General features: G+C 65.2%; 15 protein-coding genes. 8 read left to right on the top strand and 7 right to left on the bottom strand.

What is annotated here, in order from left to right; all coding sequences use genetic code 11:
* Window positions 1-38: 38 nt before the first annotated feature.
* Window positions 39-1469 carry a sugar porter family MFS transporter gene (locus tag ACIQXM_RS17365; RefSeq protein WP_400933741.1) on the top strand — a complete coding sequence of 477 codons (1431 nt, stop codon included), beginning with the start codon at window positions 39-41 and terminating at the stop codon, window positions 1467-1469.
* Window positions 1470-1568: 99 nt separating this feature from the next.
* Here the strand turns inward: ACIQXM_RS17365 and ACIQXM_RS17360 are convergent, their stop codons facing one another.
* The 3 genes from ACIQXM_RS17360 to ACIQXM_RS17350 form a co-directional block, all read right to left on the bottom strand.
* A complete protein-coding gene (locus ACIQXM_RS17360; protein ID WP_400933997.1) occupies window positions 1569-3512 on the bottom strand; it encodes a BCCT family transporter in 1944 nt (647 codons plus the stop codon).
* A gap of 396 nt (window positions 3513-3908) precedes the next feature.
* Window positions 3909-4736 carry an aldo/keto reductase gene (locus ACIQXM_RS17355; RefSeq protein ID WP_400933739.1) on the bottom strand — a complete coding sequence of 276 codons (828 nt, stop codon included), beginning with the start codon at window positions 4734-4736 and terminating at the stop codon, window positions 3909-3911.
* A gap of 9 nt (window positions 4737-4745) precedes the next feature.
* A complete protein-coding gene (locus tag ACIQXM_RS17350; protein ID WP_400933738.1) occupies window positions 4746-5870 on the bottom strand; it encodes a VIT1/CCC1 transporter family protein in 1125 nt (374 codons plus the stop codon).
* Between the two features lie 310 nt (window positions 5871-6180).
* On the opposite strand from ACIQXM_RS17350, the gene ACIQXM_RS17345 reads away from it, so the two are divergent.
* The 3 genes from ACIQXM_RS17345 to ACIQXM_RS17335 all read left to right on the top strand — a co-directional run bounded on the left by ACIQXM_RS17345 (window position 6181) and on the right by ACIQXM_RS17335 (window position 9930).
* Window positions 6181-8073 carry a long-chain-fatty-acid--CoA ligase gene (locus tag ACIQXM_RS17345; protein WP_400933736.1) on the top strand — a complete coding sequence of 631 codons (1893 nt, stop codon included), beginning with the start codon at window positions 6181-6183 and terminating at the stop codon, window positions 8071-8073.
* 40 nt (window positions 8074-8113) lie between these two features.
* On the top strand, window positions 8114-9277 hold the full coding sequence (locus ACIQXM_RS17340) for an AI-2E family transporter (RefSeq protein WP_400933734.1): 1164 nt from the start codon (window positions 8114-8116) through the stop codon (window positions 9275-9277).
* Between the two features lie 77 nt (window positions 9278-9354).
* Window positions 9355-9930 carry a helix-turn-helix domain-containing protein gene (locus tag ACIQXM_RS17335; RefSeq protein ID WP_400933732.1) on the top strand — a complete coding sequence of 192 codons (576 nt, stop codon included), beginning with the start codon at window positions 9355-9357 and terminating at the stop codon, window positions 9928-9930.
* Window positions 9931-9955: 25 nt separating this feature from the next.
* Here the strand turns inward: ACIQXM_RS17335 and ACIQXM_RS17330 are convergent, their stop codons facing one another.
* On the bottom strand, window positions 9956-11653 hold the full coding sequence (locus tag ACIQXM_RS17330) for an FAD-dependent monooxygenase (protein ID WP_400933730.1): 1698 nt from the start codon (window positions 11651-11653) through the stop codon (window positions 9956-9958).
* Between the two features lie 165 nt (window positions 11654-11818).
* Between ACIQXM_RS17330 and speB the strand changes: the two genes are divergently transcribed.
* The 4 genes from speB (at window position 11819) to ACIQXM_RS17310 (ending at window position 17069) form a co-directional block, all read left to right on the top strand.
* Window positions 11819-12787, top strand: coding sequence for an agmatinase (speB, locus tag ACIQXM_RS17325; RefSeq protein ID WP_400933728.1), 969 nt, complete (start codon window positions 11819-11821; stop codon window positions 12785-12787).
* Window positions 12788-12825: 38 nt separating this feature from the next.
* On the top strand, window positions 12826-14499 hold the full coding sequence (locus ACIQXM_RS17320; protein WP_400933994.1) for a thiamine pyrophosphate-binding protein: 1674 nt from the start codon (window positions 12826-12828) through the stop codon (window positions 14497-14499).
* Between the two features lie 270 nt (window positions 14500-14769).
* Window positions 14770-15267 carry a MarR family winged helix-turn-helix transcriptional regulator gene (locus ACIQXM_RS17315; protein WP_400933726.1) on the top strand — a complete coding sequence of 166 codons (498 nt, stop codon included), beginning with the start codon at window positions 14770-14772 and terminating at the stop codon, window positions 15265-15267.
* A gap of 149 nt (window positions 15268-15416) precedes the next feature.
* Window positions 15417-17069: an MDR family MFS transporter gene (locus tag ACIQXM_RS17310; RefSeq protein ID WP_400933992.1), complete on the top strand. Its 1653-nt coding sequence runs from the start codon at window positions 15417-15419 to the stop codon at window positions 17067-17069.
* A gap of 177 nt (window positions 17070-17246) precedes the next feature.
* On the opposite strand, the gene ACIQXM_RS17305 is transcribed toward ACIQXM_RS17310, so the two are convergent.
* The 3 genes from ACIQXM_RS17305 to ACIQXM_RS17295 are packed head-to-tail and all read right to left on the bottom strand — an operon-like array spanning window position 17247 to window position 20463.
* On the bottom strand, window positions 17247-18476 hold the full coding sequence (locus tag ACIQXM_RS17305) for an FAD-dependent oxidoreductase (RefSeq protein WP_400933724.1): 1230 nt from the start codon (window positions 18474-18476) through the stop codon (window positions 17247-17249).
* On the bottom strand, window positions 18473-19246 hold the full coding sequence (locus ACIQXM_RS17300) for a class I SAM-dependent methyltransferase (protein WP_400933722.1): 774 nt from the start codon (window positions 19244-19246) through the stop codon (window positions 18473-18475). Before ACIQXM_RS17300 ends, ACIQXM_RS17305 begins: the two co-directional genes overlap by 4 nt.
* Window positions 19243-20463 carry a type III polyketide synthase gene (locus ACIQXM_RS17295; protein ID WP_400933720.1) on the bottom strand — a complete coding sequence of 407 codons (1221 nt, stop codon included), beginning with the start codon at window positions 20461-20463 and terminating at the stop codon, window positions 19243-19245. The genes ACIQXM_RS17300 and ACIQXM_RS17295 overlap by 4 nt, the downstream gene beginning before the upstream one ends.
* Window positions 20464-20500 lie beyond the last annotated feature (37 nt).

Below are 20500 nucleotides of genomic sequence, written 5' to 3'. Positions count from 1 at the left end.
CCCGTCGGCCGGAGTTTTTCCGGCCGGCGGGGGTTTTTGTGCGCTTGGCTATATCCAGAAAGAACGTGATGTCCGCAACTGAAACCCCCTCCGGCCGGCAGGGCCGCAACCGCCACCGCGGCGCGCTGGGGCGTGCCTCCTGGATTGCCACCCTCGGAGGCTTCCTGTTCGGTTATGACACGGGTGTCATCAACGGCGCGCTGCCCTTCATGAAAGATGACCTGGGACTGACCCCGTTCACCGAAGGACTGATCACGTCGAGCCTGCTGTTCGGGGCGGCATTCGGGGCGCTTGCCGCCGGGCAGCTGGCTGACCGGTTTGGCCGCCGCCGCCTGCTCATGGTCCTCGCCGCGGTCTTCCTCGCAGGCGCCCTGGGCACTGCCGCAGCACCCGCCGTCGGCCTGATGGTGGTTGCCCGCGTGGTGCTGGGCCTGGCAGTGGGCGGCGCCTCCGCCGTCGTGCCCATGTTCCTGTCCGAAATTGCCCCCGCCAACCGGCGCGGACAAATGGTGACCCGCGACCAGCTGATGATTGTCACCGGCCAGCTGGCTGCCTTTACCGTTAATGCAGGCATCGGCAATGTGTGGGGCGGAGAAGACCATATCTGGCGGTGGATGCTTGCCGCGGCGTCGCTGCCGGCCATTGCCCTCTGGATCGGCATGAAGTTTGTTCCGGAAAGCCCGCGCTGGCTTGCCGCGAAGGGACGCTATCCGCAGATGATGGCCGTCCTGCATAAAATCCGCAGCTCCGAAGATGCACAGGCCGAATACGACGGCGTCCGCGCCCTGGCCGCCGAGGAAACCACCCGTCACGGGTCCTTGAAGGACTTCGCCGAGCCCTGGCTGTTCCGGGTGCTCCTGATCGGCATGGGGATGTCAGTGGTGCAGCAGATCACCGGCGTCAACGCGATTGTGTATTACGGCACCCAAATCCTGGCCGACGCCGGATTCGGCACCGAGGCCGCGCTCACCGCCAACATCGCCAACGGTGTGGTGTCAGTTGCCGCGGCAATCCTGGGCATCTGGCTGCTGGGCAAGGTGGCACGGCGGCCTATGCTCATCACCGGGCTGGTCGGCACTTCCACAACGCTGCTGCTGATTGGAGTTGCCTCCATCACCATGCCCGAGGGAACTGCGCGCGGCTTTGTGGTGCTGTCCCTGACCGTGCTGTTCCTTGCCTTCCAGCAGGGCTCCATTTCACCGGTGACCTGGCTGATGATTGCGGAGATCTTTCCGCTGCGGGTCCGCGGTCTGGGGATGGGCCTGTCCGTGTTCGTCCAGTGGATGGCGAACTTCGCCGTCGGCTTCTGCTTCCCGGTGCTGATGGCCGGATTGGGGATCTCCTCCACGTTCTTCATCTTCGTGGCCCTGGGTATCTGCGCCATCCTCTTCGTGAAGCGCTTCATGCCCGAGACCCGGGGAAAGAGCCTGGAAGAGGTGGAAGCACAGCTTCGCGGTTCGGCTCGGTAAGGGCGGCCCGAGTAATGCAAAAGGTTTCGGCCGCCGCAGGATGCGGCGGCCGGAACCTTTTTGTTGTGTTGCTTCAGTGTGGCAACCAGCTCGACGGAGTTAGCGGCCCGGGTTCTGCGTGTCCCCGTTTGCTGATTTCTCTGTCGGTGCGGGCGGCGCCGGCACCGTGGCAGGCGGTACGACGTCGTGCGCTGTCGTGTCGTGCTCGACGGTGGACAGGTCAAACGTTGATCCGCCGTGCTCGTCCACGCCGGCGGCAATGGCACGCTGCACCACTGACTTGGTCAACTCGCGGCGCAGGGCCATGGGGTCGCGGCTGAGGTCCCTGGCCAGCGCCACGGTCATGAGGAGCATGACAATGGCGAACGGCAGGGCCGCCACAATGGTGATGCGCTGCAGGGCTCCCAGAGCTGCCGATGGATCATCGCCACCGGCCATGAGCATGACCGCGGCGACGGCGCCGGTCAGGATGCCCCAGAAAATGACGACTGCGCGGGCCGGCTTTTCCGAGCCGTTGGAGCTCAGGGAGGCCATGACGAGGGAGGCGGAATCCGCTCCGGTGACAAAGAAGATGCCCACCAGGACCATTGCCAGCACTCCAACAGCGGCGGCGATGAGGTTGGGCATGGGCAGCAGTGCGAGCAGCTCGAAGAGCGCGCCGTCGGATCCTGCGGCCGCTGTCAGGGCGTCCGCCTCTCCCGGTGCCGCGCTCTGCTGCGTGCCGATGGCGGCTCCGCCGAAGATGGAGAACCACAGAACCGTCACCACGAACGGCACCAGCAGGACGCCGGTCACGAACTGGCGGATGGTGCGGCCTCGGCTGATCCGGGCAATGAACATGCCCACGAAAGGCGTCCAGGACAGCCACCAGGCCCAGTAGAAGATGGTCCAGCCGGAGAGCCATTCGCGCATGGATTCGTCACCCACGGCCTCGGTCCGGGAAGCCATCTCTGCCATGTTGCCGGCATAGTCGGCAATGGCGGAGGGAATCACGTTCAGGATAAAGAGGGTGGGTCCGGCAATGAAGACGACAATCGCCAGAAGGAGGGCCAAGCCCATGTTGATGTTGGAGAGCCACTGGATGCCCTTGGAAATTCCGGACATGGCTGAGGCCACGAAGCAGGCCGTCAGAATGGCGACGATGCCCACCAGGATCGGCGTGCCCACCGTTCCCATCCAGCCGCTCGACTCAAGTCCGCTGCCGATCTGGAGTGCGCCCAGTCCCAGCGAGGCTGCGGTGCCAAACAGGGTGGCGAAGATGGCGAAGATATTCAGCAGCTTCCCAAGCGGTCCGTCCACCCGTGCCCTGCCGAACAGCGAGGTAAAGGTGGAAGAAATAAGCTGTTTGCGGCCGAGCCGGTAGCTTCCGTACGCCATGGCAATGCCGACAATGGCGTACATGGCCCACGGGTGCAGGCCCCAGTGGAACATGGAGGTGGCCATCGCCGTGCGCAGGGCTTCGGGTGTCTGCCCGTCCACGGTGCCCGGGGGCGGCGACACATAGTGGAAGAGCGGTTCTGCCACCCCGTAGAACATGAGGCCAATGCCCATGCCGGCGGCGAACATCATGGAGATCCAGGACAGAGTGGTGAACTCCGGTTCCTCGTCATCCTTGCCCAGCGGGATGTTTCCGAATCGGCCCAGCGCCAGCCACAGGACGTAGACCACAAAGAAGGACGCCAGGAGCACAAAGAGCCAACCGGTATTGGTCATGACCCAGTCCAGAGCGGCCTGTGACGAGGTCGCCAGGGAATCACCGCCGAAGAAACCCCAGAGGATAAAGGCGATGGCCAGCGCGCCGGTGATGCCGAAGAGAACCTTGTCCAGTCGGGCCGGAGTCTCGGTGCTGCGCGCTGCTTCGTGCGCACGCTCGGTTTCCCGCAGCTGCTGCAGCAGCTCCTGGTCGGGGTTTACGTCTGCTTCAATGGTCGCTGCGGGCAGATCATAGCCGTGCAGTGAAGCTGTTCCGGGGGCTGCGTCAGGGAGGTTCGCTCCGCCGCGTCCTTCCCCGCCCTGCCCCGGAAAGGGGTTGGGATCAGTCATGTTAGCCATAGGCCTTCCTTGGTGTTAACGGAAGAAGTGCCCGGCTCCTCAGGGAGTGGACGGGCGGCTTGGGACGAGGCGGCTCATCAGCGGATTCGCAGACGTGGACTCTGCGTCCAATGGTTCTGCGGGCATGGCTCTACCGGGTGATGAAAGCGACGCTGCCCCTCTTCTGCGTTCTTCCGTACCTGGTACGTAACGACTCGTAGTCATTATCAGAGTTTCCCGGCTGGGCTTTCAAGTCAAATGCATGGACGGCCGGCCAAGCAGTGCGAGGGCACGTTAGCGCGGTTCTACGCCAATTCCGGCGGCCGGGCGGTGGCAGAAGACACACCCGTCCCTCAGCAAAAGGTGCAGTGGCTTTGACCGGAAGTGACGGTGCAGCGGGCTGCTGTCCTAGTGGCCGAAGCTGTCCGAATCGGTGACCGGGAGCCCCGTTTCCAGACCTTCCAGGGCGGACATTTCCCCGGGATCAAGCTCAAAATCAAAAATGTCCAGGTTCTCCGCCAAGCGCTGCGGGTTCGCGGATTTGGGAATGGTGACGATGCCGGACTGGACATCCCAGCGCAGGACAACTTGGGCCGGAGTCTTGCCGTACTTGGCCGCAAGGTCTTTCAACAGGGCTTCCTCCAGCAGGGAAGTGCCCTTGCCCAGCGGACTCCAGGCTTCAGTCACGATTCCCAGCTCGTCGTTGGCTGCGCGCACGTCACGGCGCGGACGGTAGGGGTCGAGCTGAACCTGGTTAACTTCCGGAACCAGCCCGGCGTCGGCGAGCTTTTGCAGATGGGCGGGCTTGAAATTGGAGACCCCCACTGCCCGCACCAGGCCTTCCTCCTGTGCGGCGCGCATGCCGCGGAAAGCGTCGACGTACTGGTCAAGCCCCGGATTGGGCCAGTGGATCAGCAGCAGATCCACGTATTCCGTGCCCAGCCGCTGCGTGGAGGCGTCCAAAGCCCTGCGAACGCCGTCGTAACTGTGCCATTCCTTGTTGAACTTGGTGGTGATGAAAGCATCGGCGCGGTCGATTCCGCTGCGGCGCAGCCCCGCGCCCACCCCCTTTTCATTGCGGTAGTTCTCGGCGGTGTCGAAGTGGCGGTAGCCCAGGCCCACGGCGGTCTCCACGACGCGGGCGGCCTCGTCGTCGTCAAGGGGCCACGTGCCCAATCCGATTTGCGGAATGGCGGCTCCGCTGCGCAGCGGAAGGACAGGCACGGAAATATTCATGGGGGAAGCCTAAGCCACCCCGGTGCCGAAGAGGAGCCCGAGCAGGTAGGTAGCGCCGGCAGCGCCCAGCCCGATGGCCAGCTGGCGCAGTCCGCGCTTCAGCGGCGAGGCACCGGAAAGCAGGCCCACCACCGCGCCGGTCATGAGCAGGGCAAGGCCCACCAGGACACAGGAAAGGACGACGGCGGCCACACCCGTAAGCCCGAAGATGTACGGCAGGACCGGGATGATGGCTCCGGAAGCAAAGAAGCAGAAACTCGATACTGCGGCGCCGAGTCCGGTTCCCACGGTTTCGTGGTCGTCGCCGCCGTCATCCTCAGCCTCGGGATTGAGTGAAAAACTCGGGTCGCAGTCGCAGCTGTACAGTCCCATCCGTTCAGCTGCCCGGTGTTCGGCTGCTTCAGCTGTCATGCCCCGTGCCCGGTAGACCAGCACCAGTTCGTTGGCGTCGATGTCCAGTGATTTCGCGGCATCCAGGGTGATCTGGGTGGGGCGGGAGGCTTCCAGCAGCTCACGCTGGGAACGCACCGACACGTATTCGCCGGCGCCCATGGACAGCGCGCCGGCCAGCAGGCCGGCCAATCCGCTGAAGAGGATGAAACCACTGGACACACCGGTGGCTCCGATGCCCATCACCAGGGCCAGGTTGGATACCAAGCCGTCATTGGCACCGAAGACAGCTGCCCGGAAATTGCCGGCGAGCCGCGTCCGTCCGCGGGTGGCCAGGCCGCGGACCACTTCCTCATGGATTTGCTCATCCGCCGCCATGGCGCTGGTGGCATGGGGATCCTGCGAGTAGGGGGAGCGGCCTTCGGCGCGCTGGGCCAGGGCCAGTACAAAGACCGATCCGAAGCGCCGGGCCAGAAAGGCCAGCATCCGGTTGCGGAGGGTTGCTCGAACCTCGCGGCGCCCGTCGTCTCCGAGCAGCTCCCGCCAATGAGCCTCATGGCGGCCCTCAGCTTCGGCCAGTGCCAGCAGGATGTCGCGTTCTTCGCCCTCACGGCGCTCAGCCAAGTAACGGTAGGTGTCTGCCTCGGCGCGTTCATCCGCCAGATACTGCCGCCACCGTTTGAGGTCGGACGACGACGGCGGCTCGGAACCTGAGAAGCGCTCATCTGCGGGGTGGGTGTTCACAATGCTCCTGATGCGGGGACCGGAGCAGTTTTTCGGGAGGCTCCGGTCAGTTGGTAACAAAACTGACCGAAGGTCTCGCTCGCCCGTGCGTTGAACACTGCGGGTGGAATGCCGGGCCGCACAACGGCGGCCAGTATGTCGACAGACCTCGGCTGCCCGCCCACCCCGGACCTGAAACGCATTCGCTGCTGCGTGCGTTTACTACCATGGATGATGCGGGAGGGCCGGAGCTACTCCCCTTCAACCTAACAGTGTAGCCGAGAATGCAGCCGGGAATAATGAGTGGGCAGAGGAAGGCGGGATGCGGTCAATGGGAGACATTTTTGGCAGCGGATCGGGCGGGCCACGGCAGGAGGGCCTCCGCCCAGCGGCTAAAGTCGGAGACGTGAGTACTTCTAAGCTTTCAGCCTCGGCAGGCTTCCCGCGGCCTTGGACCCGCCACTACAGCACCGGGGTCCCTGCAGACCTCGGCCTGCCGGAGGGATCCCTGGTGGATATGGTGGACGAATCAATCCGGAAGTACCCCTCAAAGCCCGCCCTTGAATTCTTTGGTGCGACCACGAGCTATCAGGCCCTCGGCGAGCAGATCCGGCGGGCGGCTACCGGATTAAAGAAGCTCGGAGTGAAGCAGGGTGACAGGGTTGCCCTGGTGCTGCCGAACTGCTCGCAGCACATTGTGGCGTTCTACGCGATCCTGCGGCTGGGCGCCGTCGTCGTTGAGCACAACCCGCTGTACACCGACCGGGAGCTGCGCCACCAGTTCGAAGACCACGGAGCCACCGTTGCCGTGGCGTGGGACCAGGCAGTGAACCGGTTGCAGGCGCTTCCGGAGGACATCCCGCTGCGCACCATTATTTCGGTGAACCTCATCGACAGCATGCCGCTGAAAAACCGGCTCGCCCTGAAACTTCCGGTGCCCGCTGCACGCCGGGCCCGCAGTGCCCTGACCGTATCCAAAGCTCCGGCTGCCGGACCCCGCCGCCTGGTCGGGTGGAAGAAGCTGCTGAACAACAGGCCGCTGCCCCGGCGGCATCCCCGCCCTGCGGCGTCGGACCTTGCCGCCATCCAGTACACCAGCGGCACCACCTCCAGCCCCAAGGGCGCCATGCTCACCCACGCCAACCTGGTGGCCAACGCTGCGCAGGGGAGGGCCTGGGTGCCCGGGCTGCGTCCGGGCAGGGAAACGTTCTACGCCGTCCTGCCCATGTTCCACGCCTACGGGCTGACGCTGTGCCTGACCACCGCCATGAGCCTCGGCGCCAAACTGGTTCTGTTCCCCAAATTCGATGTAGACCTGGTGCTGAAGGCGGTGAAGAAATCGCCTCCCACCTTCCTGCCCGCCGTGCCGCCCATTTATGACCGCATTGCGGCCGGGGCCAAGGAACAGGGCATATCGCTGAAGGGCCTGCGCCACGCGATTTCCGGTGCCATGAACCTGCCGGCGTCCACCGTCAAGGTGTGGGAGGAAGCCACCGGAGGGCTCCTGATCGAAGGCTACGGCCTGACCGAAACCTCACCGGTGGCGCTCGGCAATCCGATGGGCCCCACCCGGAAGTCCGGGACAGTGGGCGTGCCGTTCCCGCTGACGGATATCCGCGTTGTGGACCCGGAAAATCCAAGCATTGACCGTCCGCAGGGCGAACCGGGGGAACTGCTGATCCGCGGACCCCAGGTCTTCCAGGGGTACTGGAACAAGCCGGCGGAAACGAGCGCTGCGCTGCTGGACGGCGGCTGGTTCCGGACCGGCGATATCGTCACCGTGGATGAAGACCATTTCGTCACCATCCGCGACCGGATCAAGGAACTGATCATCACCGGCGGCTTCAATGTTTCTCCCACCGAGGTGGAGGAAGCCCTGATGCGCCATGAAAGCATTGCCGACGCCGCCGTCGTCGGCATTGGCCGGGCCAGCGGGGGAGAGGACGTGGTGGCGGCAGTGGTCCTGAAGGAGGACGCGCATTTCCACCCCGAAGACCTCCGCGAGTACGTCCGCAATGAACTCGCCGCCTACAAGGTGCCCCGCCGGATCGTGCAAATCCCGGATCTGCCGCGCTCGCTGATCGGGAAGGTGATGCGCCGCCATGTGAGGGACAGCCTGTCCGGATCTGCTGCTGCCGAACCAGGCGCCGCCGGCGGCAACGTGCCGGATACTCCGGAGACTACAAAACCTGCCGACGGCGGCAGCACCACCGAAAACAGCTAGAACAACTCTTCACCCGGTTCCGCAGACAGGAAGATCAGACATGCCCAGAACACCGTCCACCCTCAAGCGCGGATCGGCTCGGGAAACTCCCAACGGGTATTGGAGCGGCACCCTTGGCCATGCCGGCCAGCGTTCCGCCCAGATCCTGCTGGTTCTGCTCCTGGTGGGCGTGGCAGTTTACGGGCTGCTGCAGATCACGCTGGTGGTCATCCCCGTGCTGCTGGCCCTGATCCTGGCCGCAGCCATCGCTCCGTTCGTGAACTGGCTTCGGCACAAGGGCTGGCCAAGCGCCCTCGCCACCGGGGTGTCCTTCCTGCTCCTGCTGGCGGTTTTCGGCGGGCTCATCACGGGCATCGTCTTTGCTATCCGCAGTGAGTGGAGCTCGCTGGTGGACCAGGCAGTGGATGGCTTCAATCAGCTCTATGAACTGATCCAGGACAGCCCTATCCCGCATGACGCCGCCACCATCGAAAACGCCCGTGACACTGCGATCAGTTTCGCCACCAGTTCCACCGTGGGGAACGGTGCACTGGCCGGCATCGGCGTGGCCACCAACTTTGTCACCGGGTTCCTGCTGATGGCCGTGGTCCTGTTCTACTTCCTCAAGGACGGGGAGAAGATTTGGGCCTTCATCCTTCGCTGGTTCCACGGCGAACGGCTGCAAAAGGCACGTCTGTCCGGAACCCGTGCCATGGAAGTGCTGGGCGGATACGTGCGCGGAACCGCCATTGTGGCCGCCGTCGACTCGATCTGCATCGGTGCTGCCCTGTTCATCCTGCAGGTGCCGCTGGCCCTGCCGCTGTCAGTGATCGTGTTTGTTGGGTCCTTCATTCCGCTGGTGGGTGCCACGGCTGCCGGAGTGCTGGCGGCCCTGATCGCCCTGGTAGCCAACGGTCCGGTGGTGGCGATGATCGTCGTCATCGTGATCATCCTGGTCAACCAAGTGGAAGGCAACTTCCTGCAGCCGGTGGTGATGGGCCGGACCCTGAGCATCCACGCCCTCGTGATCCTGCTGGCCCTGACCGCCGGAACCATCCTTGCCGGCATTGTCGGTGCCATCCTCTCGGTTCCCATTGCCGCCGTGACCTGGGCGATTATCAAAGTGTGGACCGGCGAAGACGACGGCGATCCCATGGAAGAGGACGACGACGAAGAATCGGACTCGGAAGATGCCGAAACCGCAGAGGCCCCGGAACGCAGCTAGGGTACCGATGTCGGAACCGGAGAAGGCACCTCTGCGGGTTTGCGGCAGGGACGAGAAGTGAGAGGACGGTTGCCGTCATGAAGGCCCTGCCCGTAGAGCCATCCAATGCCCCCGTGGCCATCGGGCCGAAGATCCGCCTCGCGCGGCAGGCCCGGCGAATGACCATTGAGCAGGTGGCCGGAGCGACCGGCCTGACGAAGGGTTTCCTGAGCCGCGTGGAGCGGGACCTCACTTCGCCGTCGGTCGCCTCGCTGCTGACCCTGTGCCAGGTGCTGTCCATCTCCATTGGAGACCTTTTCTCCGCTCCTGCCAGGGAGCTGACGCGCTGGAACGACGCACCGTCGGTGCATCTTGGCGGCACCGGAATCACCGAGCGGCTGGTAACTCCCCGGGCGGAACGCCGGGTGCAGGTGATCCGGGCCGTCATTGCACCCCATGGGTCGGGAGAGACCGAGCTGTACTCGGTGGACTGCGATGTAGAGGTGGTCCATGTGGCGCGCGGGAGCTTTGTCCTGCTGTTTGCCGGGGAGACGATGGAGCTGTGCGAAGGAGACACCGTGACGTTCCCCGGGCAGGAACCGCATTCCTGGCACAACCCCTCGGACGAGGAAGCCGTGGTCCTGTGGACTCTGGTTAGTCCGGCGGCCAGCTGACGACAGCCGGCCGCCGGTTCCCGGTTTAGGCTTCTGCTGTGGCGGGCTTGACGGCTGACGCAGGTGTGGTGAGCCGGTTCAGGTAATCCACTGCCGCAGTGGTGTCGATGCCCTCGGAACGGAAGCCGATGTGCCCGTCCGGCCGCACCACCAGGAGTTCCGGGCGGCGGACACTCAAGCCAAGCCGTTCGAACGCCAGTCCGCTGACGTCCTGGACCTCGTTGGGGTTTTCCGCTGCCAGCCGGCTGCCAACGTTCAGGCGGCGGACGCTGACCCACGGGGAGAGCCGTTCCAGGGCATTGTGCAGCCGCAGCTGGGCGTCTGCCGGCCAGCCCGGACCGCACAAGAGGACGTGGAAGCCGGGGGTGGAGAGGATGTCGTGCAGGCGCAGTTCACGCCCGTGGTCCAGCACCACGGCGTCCGGGAGGCGGTCGCCGGCTTTGGGTCCGGCCGTGAGGAACGCAGGCAGCCGGCTAGCGCCGGTGTCCACGACGTCACTGCCGCGGTACTGCGTGTCCAGCTGGGAGACCGTCCGGAAGAGGCGGTGGCGCAGGGCCTTGGAGCCCGAAGCCTTGGGTGCGAGGGCGGGAAGGAGCTTGGTCCGGGGAAGCTTCAGCAGGCCGTTCTTGCTGGAGGCCAGCCGGAAGATGCGGTCCGTAAACTGCAGGACGCTCTGGCCCACGGGCCGCCGTTCGGCGTCATAGCTGTCCACCAGGTCATCCGAAGCCAGTCCGCGTGCACCCAGGGACAGCTTCCACCCAAGGTTCAGCGCGTCCTGGATTCCGGTGTTCATGCCCTGGGCCGCCACGGGGGAGTGAACATGGGCGGCATCGCCGGCCAGGAAGACTGAGCCGTCCTGGAAGTATTCGGCCATCTGGTGGGAGAGCTTGAAGGTGCTGATCCACTTGGCGTCCGAAAGTGCCACTGTGCCGCCGGTAAACCGGTCGGCGATGGACTGCAGGGAGTCCAGGGTTGCCTCGGCGGTGTCTGTCTTTTCCTTCATGCCGATCAGCCGCCAGCTGGCGGGGCTGCCCAGCGGGAACAGCAGCATGAAGCCGTCCTCATTGAGGTAGGAGTGCACAATGCCCGGTTCCACGCCGTCGGCTTCCAGATCTGCCAGCACAAAGGTCCCGGGGTAGCCCCCGCCGCGCCAGTCCATGCCGGCCTTGGCGCGGACGGTGCTGTGCGCGCCGTCAGCACCCACCACATAGCGGGCGCGGACGCGTTCAATGCCACGGTCCATCCGCTGGATCTTGGCTTCCATCCCGGCAAAGGGATCGTGGGAGTCCAGGCGTTCCAAGTCGTGGAGCTCAACACCGCGCTCAACCCGGACTCCGCGTCCGGCGAGGTAAGAAAGCAAGGCGCGTTCCGTTTCCGCCTGGGACAGGAAGAGCAGATGCTGGAACTCGGAATCTTCGATGCCGGCGTCGGCCAAATCCACGGGGATGGTTTGGTCCGGAAGGTGGAGGTGCATTTTGCGTGCCGGGCGGCCGGCTGCTGCCAGCGCAGTGCTGATGCCGAACGGGCGGAGAGCTTCCAATGTGCGCGGCTGCAGAGCCAGCGCCCGTGAGTGTTCCGACCGGTTCATTCCGCGGTCAATGATTCGGAAACTGGTGCCAAAACTCACCAGTTGGGCCGCGAGGGCCAGCCCTGTGGGCCCCGCCCCCACGATCAGAACATCGACGTCGTAGTTACTGTCCGCACTGTGTTGTTGAGCCGCCATAGGAACAGCCTAGTCTTGACGGGAGCTGCCGTTCCACTTTAGCCTCAGGGAAAACAAATGATGCCTCACAGGCAACGGCGTCCCGGAGGTTCGGGACGCCCGTACCGGAGAGGCCTGCACAGGGCATGGCCGGTTTCGGGCAGGTCCGGAATCGGAGCAGCCAGCATGCAGAATCCGCCGCGGATCACCGCCAACGGGAATATCGGACCAGTGGACGCGGCCCTGGTGCCGCGGTACGCCGGTCCGGCCACGTATGCGCGCCTGCCGAGGCTGGACCAGGTCGATGCTGCGGATGTTGCCGTTGTCGGTGTTCCCTTCGACTCGGGGGTCTCGTTCCGCCCCGGCGCCCGCTTCGGAGCCAACCACGTCCGCGAGGCTTCACGGCTGCTGCGTCCGTACAATCCGGCGCTGGATGCGTCGCCGTTCGAAAACCTGCAGGTTGCCGACGCCGGGGACATGGCGGTAAATCCGTTCAACATCGACGAGGCCATCGAAGCCATCCAGGCCAACGCGCTCGGCCTGACTGAATCCGGAACCAAGCTCCTGACCCTGGGCGGGGACCACACCATTGCCCTGCCCCTGTTGCGCGCCGCCGCTGAACGCGCCGGGCAGCCCGTTGCCCTGCTGCACTTTGACGCCCATTTGGATACCTGGGACAGCTACTTCGGCGCGGAATACACCCACGGCACACCCTTCCGTAGGGCGGTGGAGGAAGGGATCCTCGATACTGAGGCCATTTCGCACGTGGGCACCCGCGGACCGCTCTACGGCAAGCGGGATCTCGAGGATGACCGGCGGTTTGGTTTTGGCATTGTGACGTCCTCCGATGTTTTCCGCCAGGGGGTGGATGAGGTGACCGCCAAACTCCGGGACCGGATTGGAACCCGGCCGCTCTACGTTTCCGTTGACATCGACGTCCTGGACCCGGCCCATGCGCCCGGAACCGGCACCCCTGAAGCCGGCGGTATGACCAGCCGCGAACTGCTGGAAATCCTGCGCGGGCTGCGGGGCCTGAACCTGGTGGGCGCCGACGTCGTCGAGGTTGCCCCGGCGTACGACCACGCCGACATCACCGCCGTGGCCGCTTCCCACGTCGCCTACGATCTGATCACGCTGATGGGACTTTCGGGATGAGCGCACGGGTAGAAGAGGGCGGCCTCGAAGAAGGCGGCATGGACCGGGGTATCAGCGGACAGGCGCCGGTGCGCAACGGCGGTGACCTTGTGGTGGAAACCCTGGCCGCGCTCGGCGCCACCACTGTATTCGGCATCCCCGGCCAGCACGCGCTGGGGCTCTTCGACGCCCTCTCCCGCTCGAAGCTTCGGTTTGTCTCCTCTCGGGTGGAGAACAACTCGGCCTTTGCCGCCGACGGCTTTTCCCGGGCCACGGGACAGGTGGGCGTTGTGTTCCTGTCCACCGGACCCGGAGCGCTCACCGCGCTCGCCGGGCTGCAGGAAGCCTACGCCACGGGGGTGCCGATGGTGGTGGTGGCCAGCCAGATACCCATCGAGGGCCTTGGCGCCCGCCGCCGCGGCATGCTGCACCAGCTGGATGACCAAAAGGCGTCGGCCGCCAATGTCACCAAAAGCCAGCGCCTGATCCAGCACGCCTCGGGCATTCCCTCGGCCATCCAGGATGCCTGGACGGAATCCATTTCCTCGCCCATGGGTCCCGTGTGGCTGGAAATCCCGCAAAACGTCCTGTTGAACCCGGTGATGGTTCCTGCCGTCGAGGATGCCCGGGCAGAGCCGTTCGACAATCCGCCGCGGACCGAGCTGGTCAAGGAAGCGGTCCGGTGGCTTTCCGGAGCGCAGCGTCCGGCCATCATTGCCGGTGGTGGAACCCGCCGGGGAGGTGCTGAAGCGGACCTGTTGTCCCTGGCGGAGAAGCTGCGGGCACCGGTGATCTGCACACCCGGGGGAAACGGTGCTTTTCCCTGGAACCATGAGCTGTCCCTGCAGTCCTGGATCGAGGACCGCCACACCACCGATGTCCTTGAGGAGGCCGACGTCCTCGTGGTGATCGGCTCCTCCCTGGGCGAGGTCACGTCCAATTACTTCACCCTTGCGCCGCGCGGCCGAATCATCCAGATAGATGCCGAGCCGCGGGTGCTCGAGTCCAACCGGCCCGCACTGGGCATCCGTGCCGACGCCGGGCAGGCCCTCGCAGCGCTGGTGGAGGCTCTCGACGTCGTTCTCCCGGGTTCGCAGGCAAAGGTTCCGGACTGGAACGGGCTGGCACCCGAAGATGTCGTGGCCCAAACCCTGGCGAAGGTATCCGCCCGCCTGGACGGCCAGGACTTGGCGACGGAACGGAAATTCATGGCTGATATCCGCGCCGCGGTTCCCGATTCCATGCAGACCTACTGGGACATGACCATCTCTGCTTACTGGGCGTGGAGTTGCTGGGACGCCAAATCCGGACAGTTCCATTCCGCCCAGGGTGCCGGCGGCCTGGGCTACGGCTACCCCGGAGCGATCGGGGGTGCCGTTGGGCTGGGGGAGCGCGTCCTCGCCGTCTCCGGTGACGGCTCGGCCATGTATTCCATCGCCGAACTTGCTACCGCCCGCCAGCACAACCTGCCCGTGACCTGGTTGATTGTTGATGACGGCGGTTACGGCATCCTGCGCGAATACATGGTGGATGCTTTTGGCAAGGCCACCGCCACCGAGCTTGCCGGTCCTGACTTCGTGAAGCTGGCCGAGTCCTTTGGCGTGCCGGCTCGGAGAACCGCGCCCGACGCCGTGGGGGCGGCACTGGCTGAATCCCTCGACGCCGAAGGGCCCAACGTGGTGGTGGTCGAAGCGACTCTTAGCCTCTTCTCCCCAACGCATCTGGCGGTGTAAGCGGCCCGCAGCGACCTAAGCGGTCCGGAGGGGTCCAGGGTGGAGGGTTCTGAGCGGCTTCCGGTGCGGCGCCAAGAATATGCCGAGCAGGAAATATGTGGAGCAAGGAATATTCAGCCCCGGTTGAGCGCTGACTCCGGCGATCCCGCCTGAGGCATCCCCACCGAATATTCGCAGCGTGAAACAACTCTTGCCACTATTTCGTTGACTCAGGCAATTACTTCTCGTATCGTTGCCTGAGGCAAACAACATTATTCAGACAGGTGCTTTGTGGCAGTCAACCAGCAGTCGGCCGAAGAACTCATCAGCTTGGTTTTCAAGCTCCAGCGCCAGCTGCGTTGCCTCTCGCAGAAGAGCGCGGATCCACGGGGGCCGGGCACTGCTTTGCAGGGAGTCATGCGGATGATCGGCGATGCCGGCGAGATCCGGGCCACCGAACTGGCCGAGAAACTGGGCATCGGGGCGGCAGGACTGAGCCGGCACATCACCGAATTGGTGGAAATGGGCTACGTCTTCAAGCGGCCCCATCCGGATGACGGCCGGGCGTACCTGATGAGCCTCACTCCGCTGGGAACCCGGGTGGTCGCCAGCGAGATGCGCCGCCGCGCCGCCCTGTTGCAGGACATGCTCGGGGACTGGACAGGTGAAGAAGCACGTTCGGCCAGCGAATCGCTGGCCAAGCTCACAGAATCACTACACACAGCAATCCGCGCAATGAAGCCGGGTACCCAACAGATGCCCATCCCGGCAGGAGAGACAGCGAAGTGACAGAGTCGCAGAGAACCACCGCAACCAGTCCCGGCCAGGACGCCACGGCGCCCGCATCCGGCATCGACCCCAACGAACCCAACAACCCCAAGCGCGCCAAGGGCCGCCGGAGCGCCAAGCCGGCCCGGCAGAACCACGTCCCCGGCGAAATGAGCCACCGCCAGATCCTTCAGGCCCTGACCGGCCTGCTCGCGGCATTGTTCACCGCCATGCTGAGCACCACCATTGTGGCGAACGCCCTGCCTACCATCATGGCGGACCTGCACGGCACGCAGACGGACTTCGCCTGGGTGGTCACGGCGGCGCTGCTGGCCAACGCCGTCTCCACTCCCATCTGGGGCAAGCTCGCCGACCTGTTCAGTAAGAAGCTGCTGGTCCAGCTGAGCATCATCGTCTTCGTCATCGGCTCCGTGGTTGCCGGTTTGGCGGACAACATGCCGGTCCTGCTCACTGCCCGTGTCATCCAGGGCATCGGCATGGGTGGCCTGACCGCGCTGGTCCAGGCTGTCATCGGCTCGATCATCCCGCCGCGCGAACGTGGGCGGTATTCCGGCTACATGGGCGCGGTCATGGCTGTTGCCACGGCCGGCGGACCGCTGCTGGGCGGTTTCATCGTGGACAGCCCGCTGGGCTGGCGCTGGACCTTCTTCCTCTGCGTGCCGCTGGCCGTCGTGGCACTGTTCCTGCTTCAGGTGACCCTCCGCCTGCCGCATACCCGCCGCAAGGTCAGCATCGACTGGCTTGGTTCGCTCCTGCTGACCGCCGGTGTTTCCCTGCTGCTGATCTGGGTTTCGTTTGCCGGCAAGTCCGGCTACTACGAATGGATGTCCTGGCAGACCGCCGCCATGGTGGGCGGCGCCGTCGTTCTCCTGGCGCTGCTGGTCCTCGTGGAGTCCAAGGTCCGCGAACCCATCATCCCGCTGAAGATCATCCGCCAGCGCACCACCGCCCTGGCCATTGTGGCCTCTGTGTCCGTGGGTATTGCGATGTTCGGCTCCACCACTTTCCTGGGCCAGTACTTCCAGATTGCCCGCGGCTTCAGCCCCACCGAAGCCGGACTGCTGATGCTGCCGATGATCGCAGGAAACCTTGCCGGATCCGTGGGTTCGGGCCAGCTGATCAGCCGCTTCGGCAAGTGGAAGCGGTTCCTGATTGCCGGAACAATCATGGTTATTGCCGGAACCGGCCTGGCCGGAACCATGGACCATGAGACCGACATGGTCCTGGTCAGCCTGTTCATCTTTGTCCTCGGCCTGGGCATGGGCCTGCTCATGCAGAACCTCGTCCTGGCGGTGCAGAACACCGTCCGGGTTTCCGAGGTGGGCTCGGCCAGCGCTTCGATTGCGTTCTTCCGCACCGTTGGCGGTGCCATCGGTGTCTCCGTCCTTGGCGCCGTAATGTCCAGCTCCGTGAGCAGCCGCGCTGCCGACGGCCTTCGCGCCGCCAACATTCCGGTGTCCGACGGCGGTGCGGGCGATTCGCTGGACATTGGCAGCCTACCGCCCGCCATCCAGGGCATCTTCCGTGCAGCGTACGGTGACGCCACTGCCACGATCTTCCAGATCGCCGCTGTCATCTCCGTGGTGGCATTCATTGCCGTGCTTTTCATCAAGGAGCAGATCCTGCGCCGCACGCTCGACATCAAGCCGACCCCCACGACGTCGGTGGAGCCGGGAATGAACGGTGGCTCGGACGTTGTGAACTCCGGAGCAATGTCCACTGTCCCGGACACTGTGCAGGACAACGGAACCGCCGCTGAAGCCGCGGAAACCGTGCAAGGGAGCGGCGCCGGAAGGCGATAATCCTCCGGCCGACGGCGGTGCCGCCCGCCGGAGGCTGCGGACTCAGCAGCCAGATCCTGCATAGTCAGGCCCGGTCCCCTCAGGGGCCGGGCCCGACTGCGTCAGGCTGCGGCTCATGAACGACGTCTGCTTGAAGCTGCGCCGGTGCCTATTCCACGGGCCTCTTTTGCCTGGAGCCTATTGCATGGTGAACCGGCGGGCTACCAGATTGCCGGCCGTTGGGGACCGGAGGATCCGGGCCAGCCCCGCATTACGGCCCGCCAGAATCCGTGGAGCCAGCGGCCTGCCCAGTGCCATGTTCAGCTGCGCCTGCAGGGAGGCCACCAGCGCAGCCCGGCGGCGGTCCCGGCCGAAGGCTTCCAGCTTCGATCCGACGTCCTGTCCCTGCAGGGAAGCGGTGATGATGGGGGCGAGCGCCTCGGCATCCAGCCAGCCGAGATTCATGCCCTGGCCGCCGATGGGGCTTACTTCATGGGCGGCGTCGCCGATGAGTACCGTGCGGCCCCGGACCAGCCTGCGCGCCAGTGCGGTGCGCACCGAAAAAGCGCTGAGCATCGTGTTCGTTTCCGGATCCGGGTACATTCCGGTGCGGTCGCTGACCAGGCGGGCCAGGTCCGTCGCCGTGGCCGACTCCATGAGCCGGCCGGTGTGCGCCACCCATCGCCGCACTCCGCCGGGCAGGGGGAAGCTCTCCACGATGCCGCCGGACTCGAGGTACAGCACGCCCACGGCGCCGTCCCCGGTAGTGTCCGCAAAGTCTCCCATCAGGTACGTGTCCGGGAGCGCACGGGTCCGGCACTGTGTTCCCACCAGCTGGCGCAGGCCGGAGCGGGCGCCGTCGGCCGCCACTGCGATCCGTGCGGACAGGGCAAAAGTTCCCCCTCCGCCCGCCGGGCCGGTGCCCGCCGGGCCGGTGCCCGCCGAGCCGGCGCCGAGCAGCAGGACCCGGCCGCCGTCGTCGTGCAGTCCGGTCACCTTCACCCCGCGCACCAGCGCCGCGGGGTCCAGCTCGCGCAGGCGGGCCTCCAAAATGGCCTCCGTGCGCAGCTGCGGAAGGGTGAGGACGTAGGGAAACCGCCTCGAAACCGCGGAAAAATCCACTTCCGCCACCCGCCGGCCGCTGCTGCGGGCCTCGCCGCGGCGGATCTGCACGCCTTCGCCGCTCATCATTTCGGCAACCCCGGCAGCAGCCAGCGCGTCCAGCGCCGGGGGATGGATGCCGATGGCGCGTGAGTGCAACGAGCGCTCTGTCCGCTGCTCCAGGACCTGCACGCGCACGCCCTCCTGAGCCAACAGCACGGCCAGGTACATGCCCACGGGCCCGCCGCCTACCACTGCCACATCGGAAACAGGCCGCGGAACGGCAGTTAAACGGAGCTGGGGAGGGGGCTCCAGCGGCGGCGTCACGGCTGCCTCCCGGCGGGTGAATACAGCAGCAGGTTCTGCCACGGCCGGTGTTGGACGCAGTCCCACCCCGGCGGGGCAGCTGCGGCCAGTTCGGCGGCGGTGTAGCTGCGGCGGATGGAGGTCAGCCCGTCCTGCCGGATGAAGCTGCCGGGGAAGAACGGCAGCGTTCCGGCCGAGAAAAGGGCGTAACCCCAGCGGTTGCGCTCAATATCGCTGTGCAGGACCAGCCGGGTGGCCAGTTGTTCCGAGTCGGCGAGCAGGGAACTGAACTGTTCGCCGGTGAGGTGGTGCAGGACGTGGTTGGAAATAACGACGTCGTAGGTCCTGCCTTCGGCAACCAGCTCGCTGCTGAACGCGCGGCGGAAACCCAACCCGGGCACTTCCCGGCGCGAAGAGGCAAAGTCGTGCGCCCGTTCGTCCGGGTCGATGCCGGTGATCTCCAGGCGAAGGCCGTCCCGCCGTGCCCAGCGCGCCAGCATCCGGGGAACGTCACCGCCGCCGGAACCGATGTCCAGCAGCGTGTTGGTGCGCGAGGTTTCGAACCGCGGACGCAGGTACCGGACATAATTGCGCCGCCAGCCGGACACCACCGAGTTGATCAGCCAAAACTGGGCATAGGTCCGCCGCAGTTTTGCCGGGTCGCAGTCGGAACGGTCCATTTCCTCCACTGCGCGGACATCCCGTTCCGTAAGGGACCGCAGGCGCGGCGGGGTGAGCCGCCGCGCCAGCGGCCCCTGGGCGAGGCGGCCCGCAGAAGTTCCGGTGCTCACACGCCTGCCGGAGCCGGGACGGCGGCCGGGTCCGGCGTTGCTGCCGGAAGCTGCCCTGCCGTGGAGTCTTCAGCTGCGGGCCTCACTGGACCTCCCACGCGGGTGAAGAGTCCCGTTTCGACGGTCAGCCCGGGACCAAAGGCCATGGAGCAGATGCGTTCGTTGCCCCCGCGGAACGGTTGTTCCAGGATGTGCTTAAGAACGAACATCACCGTGGCGCTGGACATGTTGCCCCAGTTGCGCAGGGTTTCACGGGCCGGAACCAGCTGTTCCTCGGTGAGGTCGAGCTTGGCCTCCACCTTGTCCAGAATGCTCCGGCCGCCGGGATGGATGGCCCAATGTTCAATGTCGCGGTAAGCCTGCCCGGTGAGGGTGGGGTCCTTGGCAAGAAGCGGCTCGAGCGCGCCGACAATGTGGTCGTCGATAATGTGCGGCACATATGTTCCCAACACCATCTCGAAGCCCTCGTCGCCGATGTTCCACGCCATCGATTCCTCGCCCACCGGCGTCAGGATGGTCTCGAAGTGGTCCAGCTGGATTCCCGGGGCGTTGCCGGGCAGCTCCCGGGCAGTAATAACGGCCGCAGCGGAACCGTCAGCAAAGAGGGAGGAGCCCATGATGGTGTCCGGGTCATTGGAGGTCCGCACGTGCAGGGAGCACAGCTCGGCGCTGACCATCAGGACCACGGCGTCGGGGTCCGCTTCACAGAAGGACTTGGCCGCCCGCATCGCCGGGAAGGCGGCGTAGCAGCCCATGAAACCCAGATGGAACCGCTGCACCGACGGGTTCAGGCCAAGCGCCCGGACCACCTTGTAATCGGGGCCAGGATTGAAGAAACCCGTGCAGGAAACGGTAATCACGTGGGTGATGTCAGCAGGGCTGATGCCCTCGCACGCATCAACTGCTTTGCGGGCGGATTCGATGAATAGTTTGGTGGCTTCGGTTGCAAAAATGTCATTCCGGGTTTTTGTGCTGGGACTCAGCATGTTGCCGGTTTCAGCATCAAAGAATTTCGGATTTTCCGAACGGTAGGACAGCGAAAGCTCGCTGAGGGCCGTGCGGCGCGTATCGATTGCAGCTGAGTTAAAACAGGTATTGACCAGCCTTTGTCCCAGCCGGGTAAGGCCGGGCTGGGCGGCAAAGACGTCTCGTGCCTCGGTTTGTACCAGCACGGTAGGCGGGACAGCAATTTCCAGTGAACTGAGGGTAACCGTCATAGTCCATTCTTAGGGGAATGTTCTGCGGGACACAATG

It is taken from the genome of Arthrobacter sp. NPDC097144, from assembly GCF_044762205.1.
Taxonomy (GTDB): Bacteria; Actinomycetota; Actinomycetes; order Actinomycetales; family Micrococcaceae; genus Arthrobacter_B.
The sequence above is the reverse complement of the archived record's forward strand: the minus strand, read 5'-3'. Positions and strand labels throughout refer to the sequence as shown.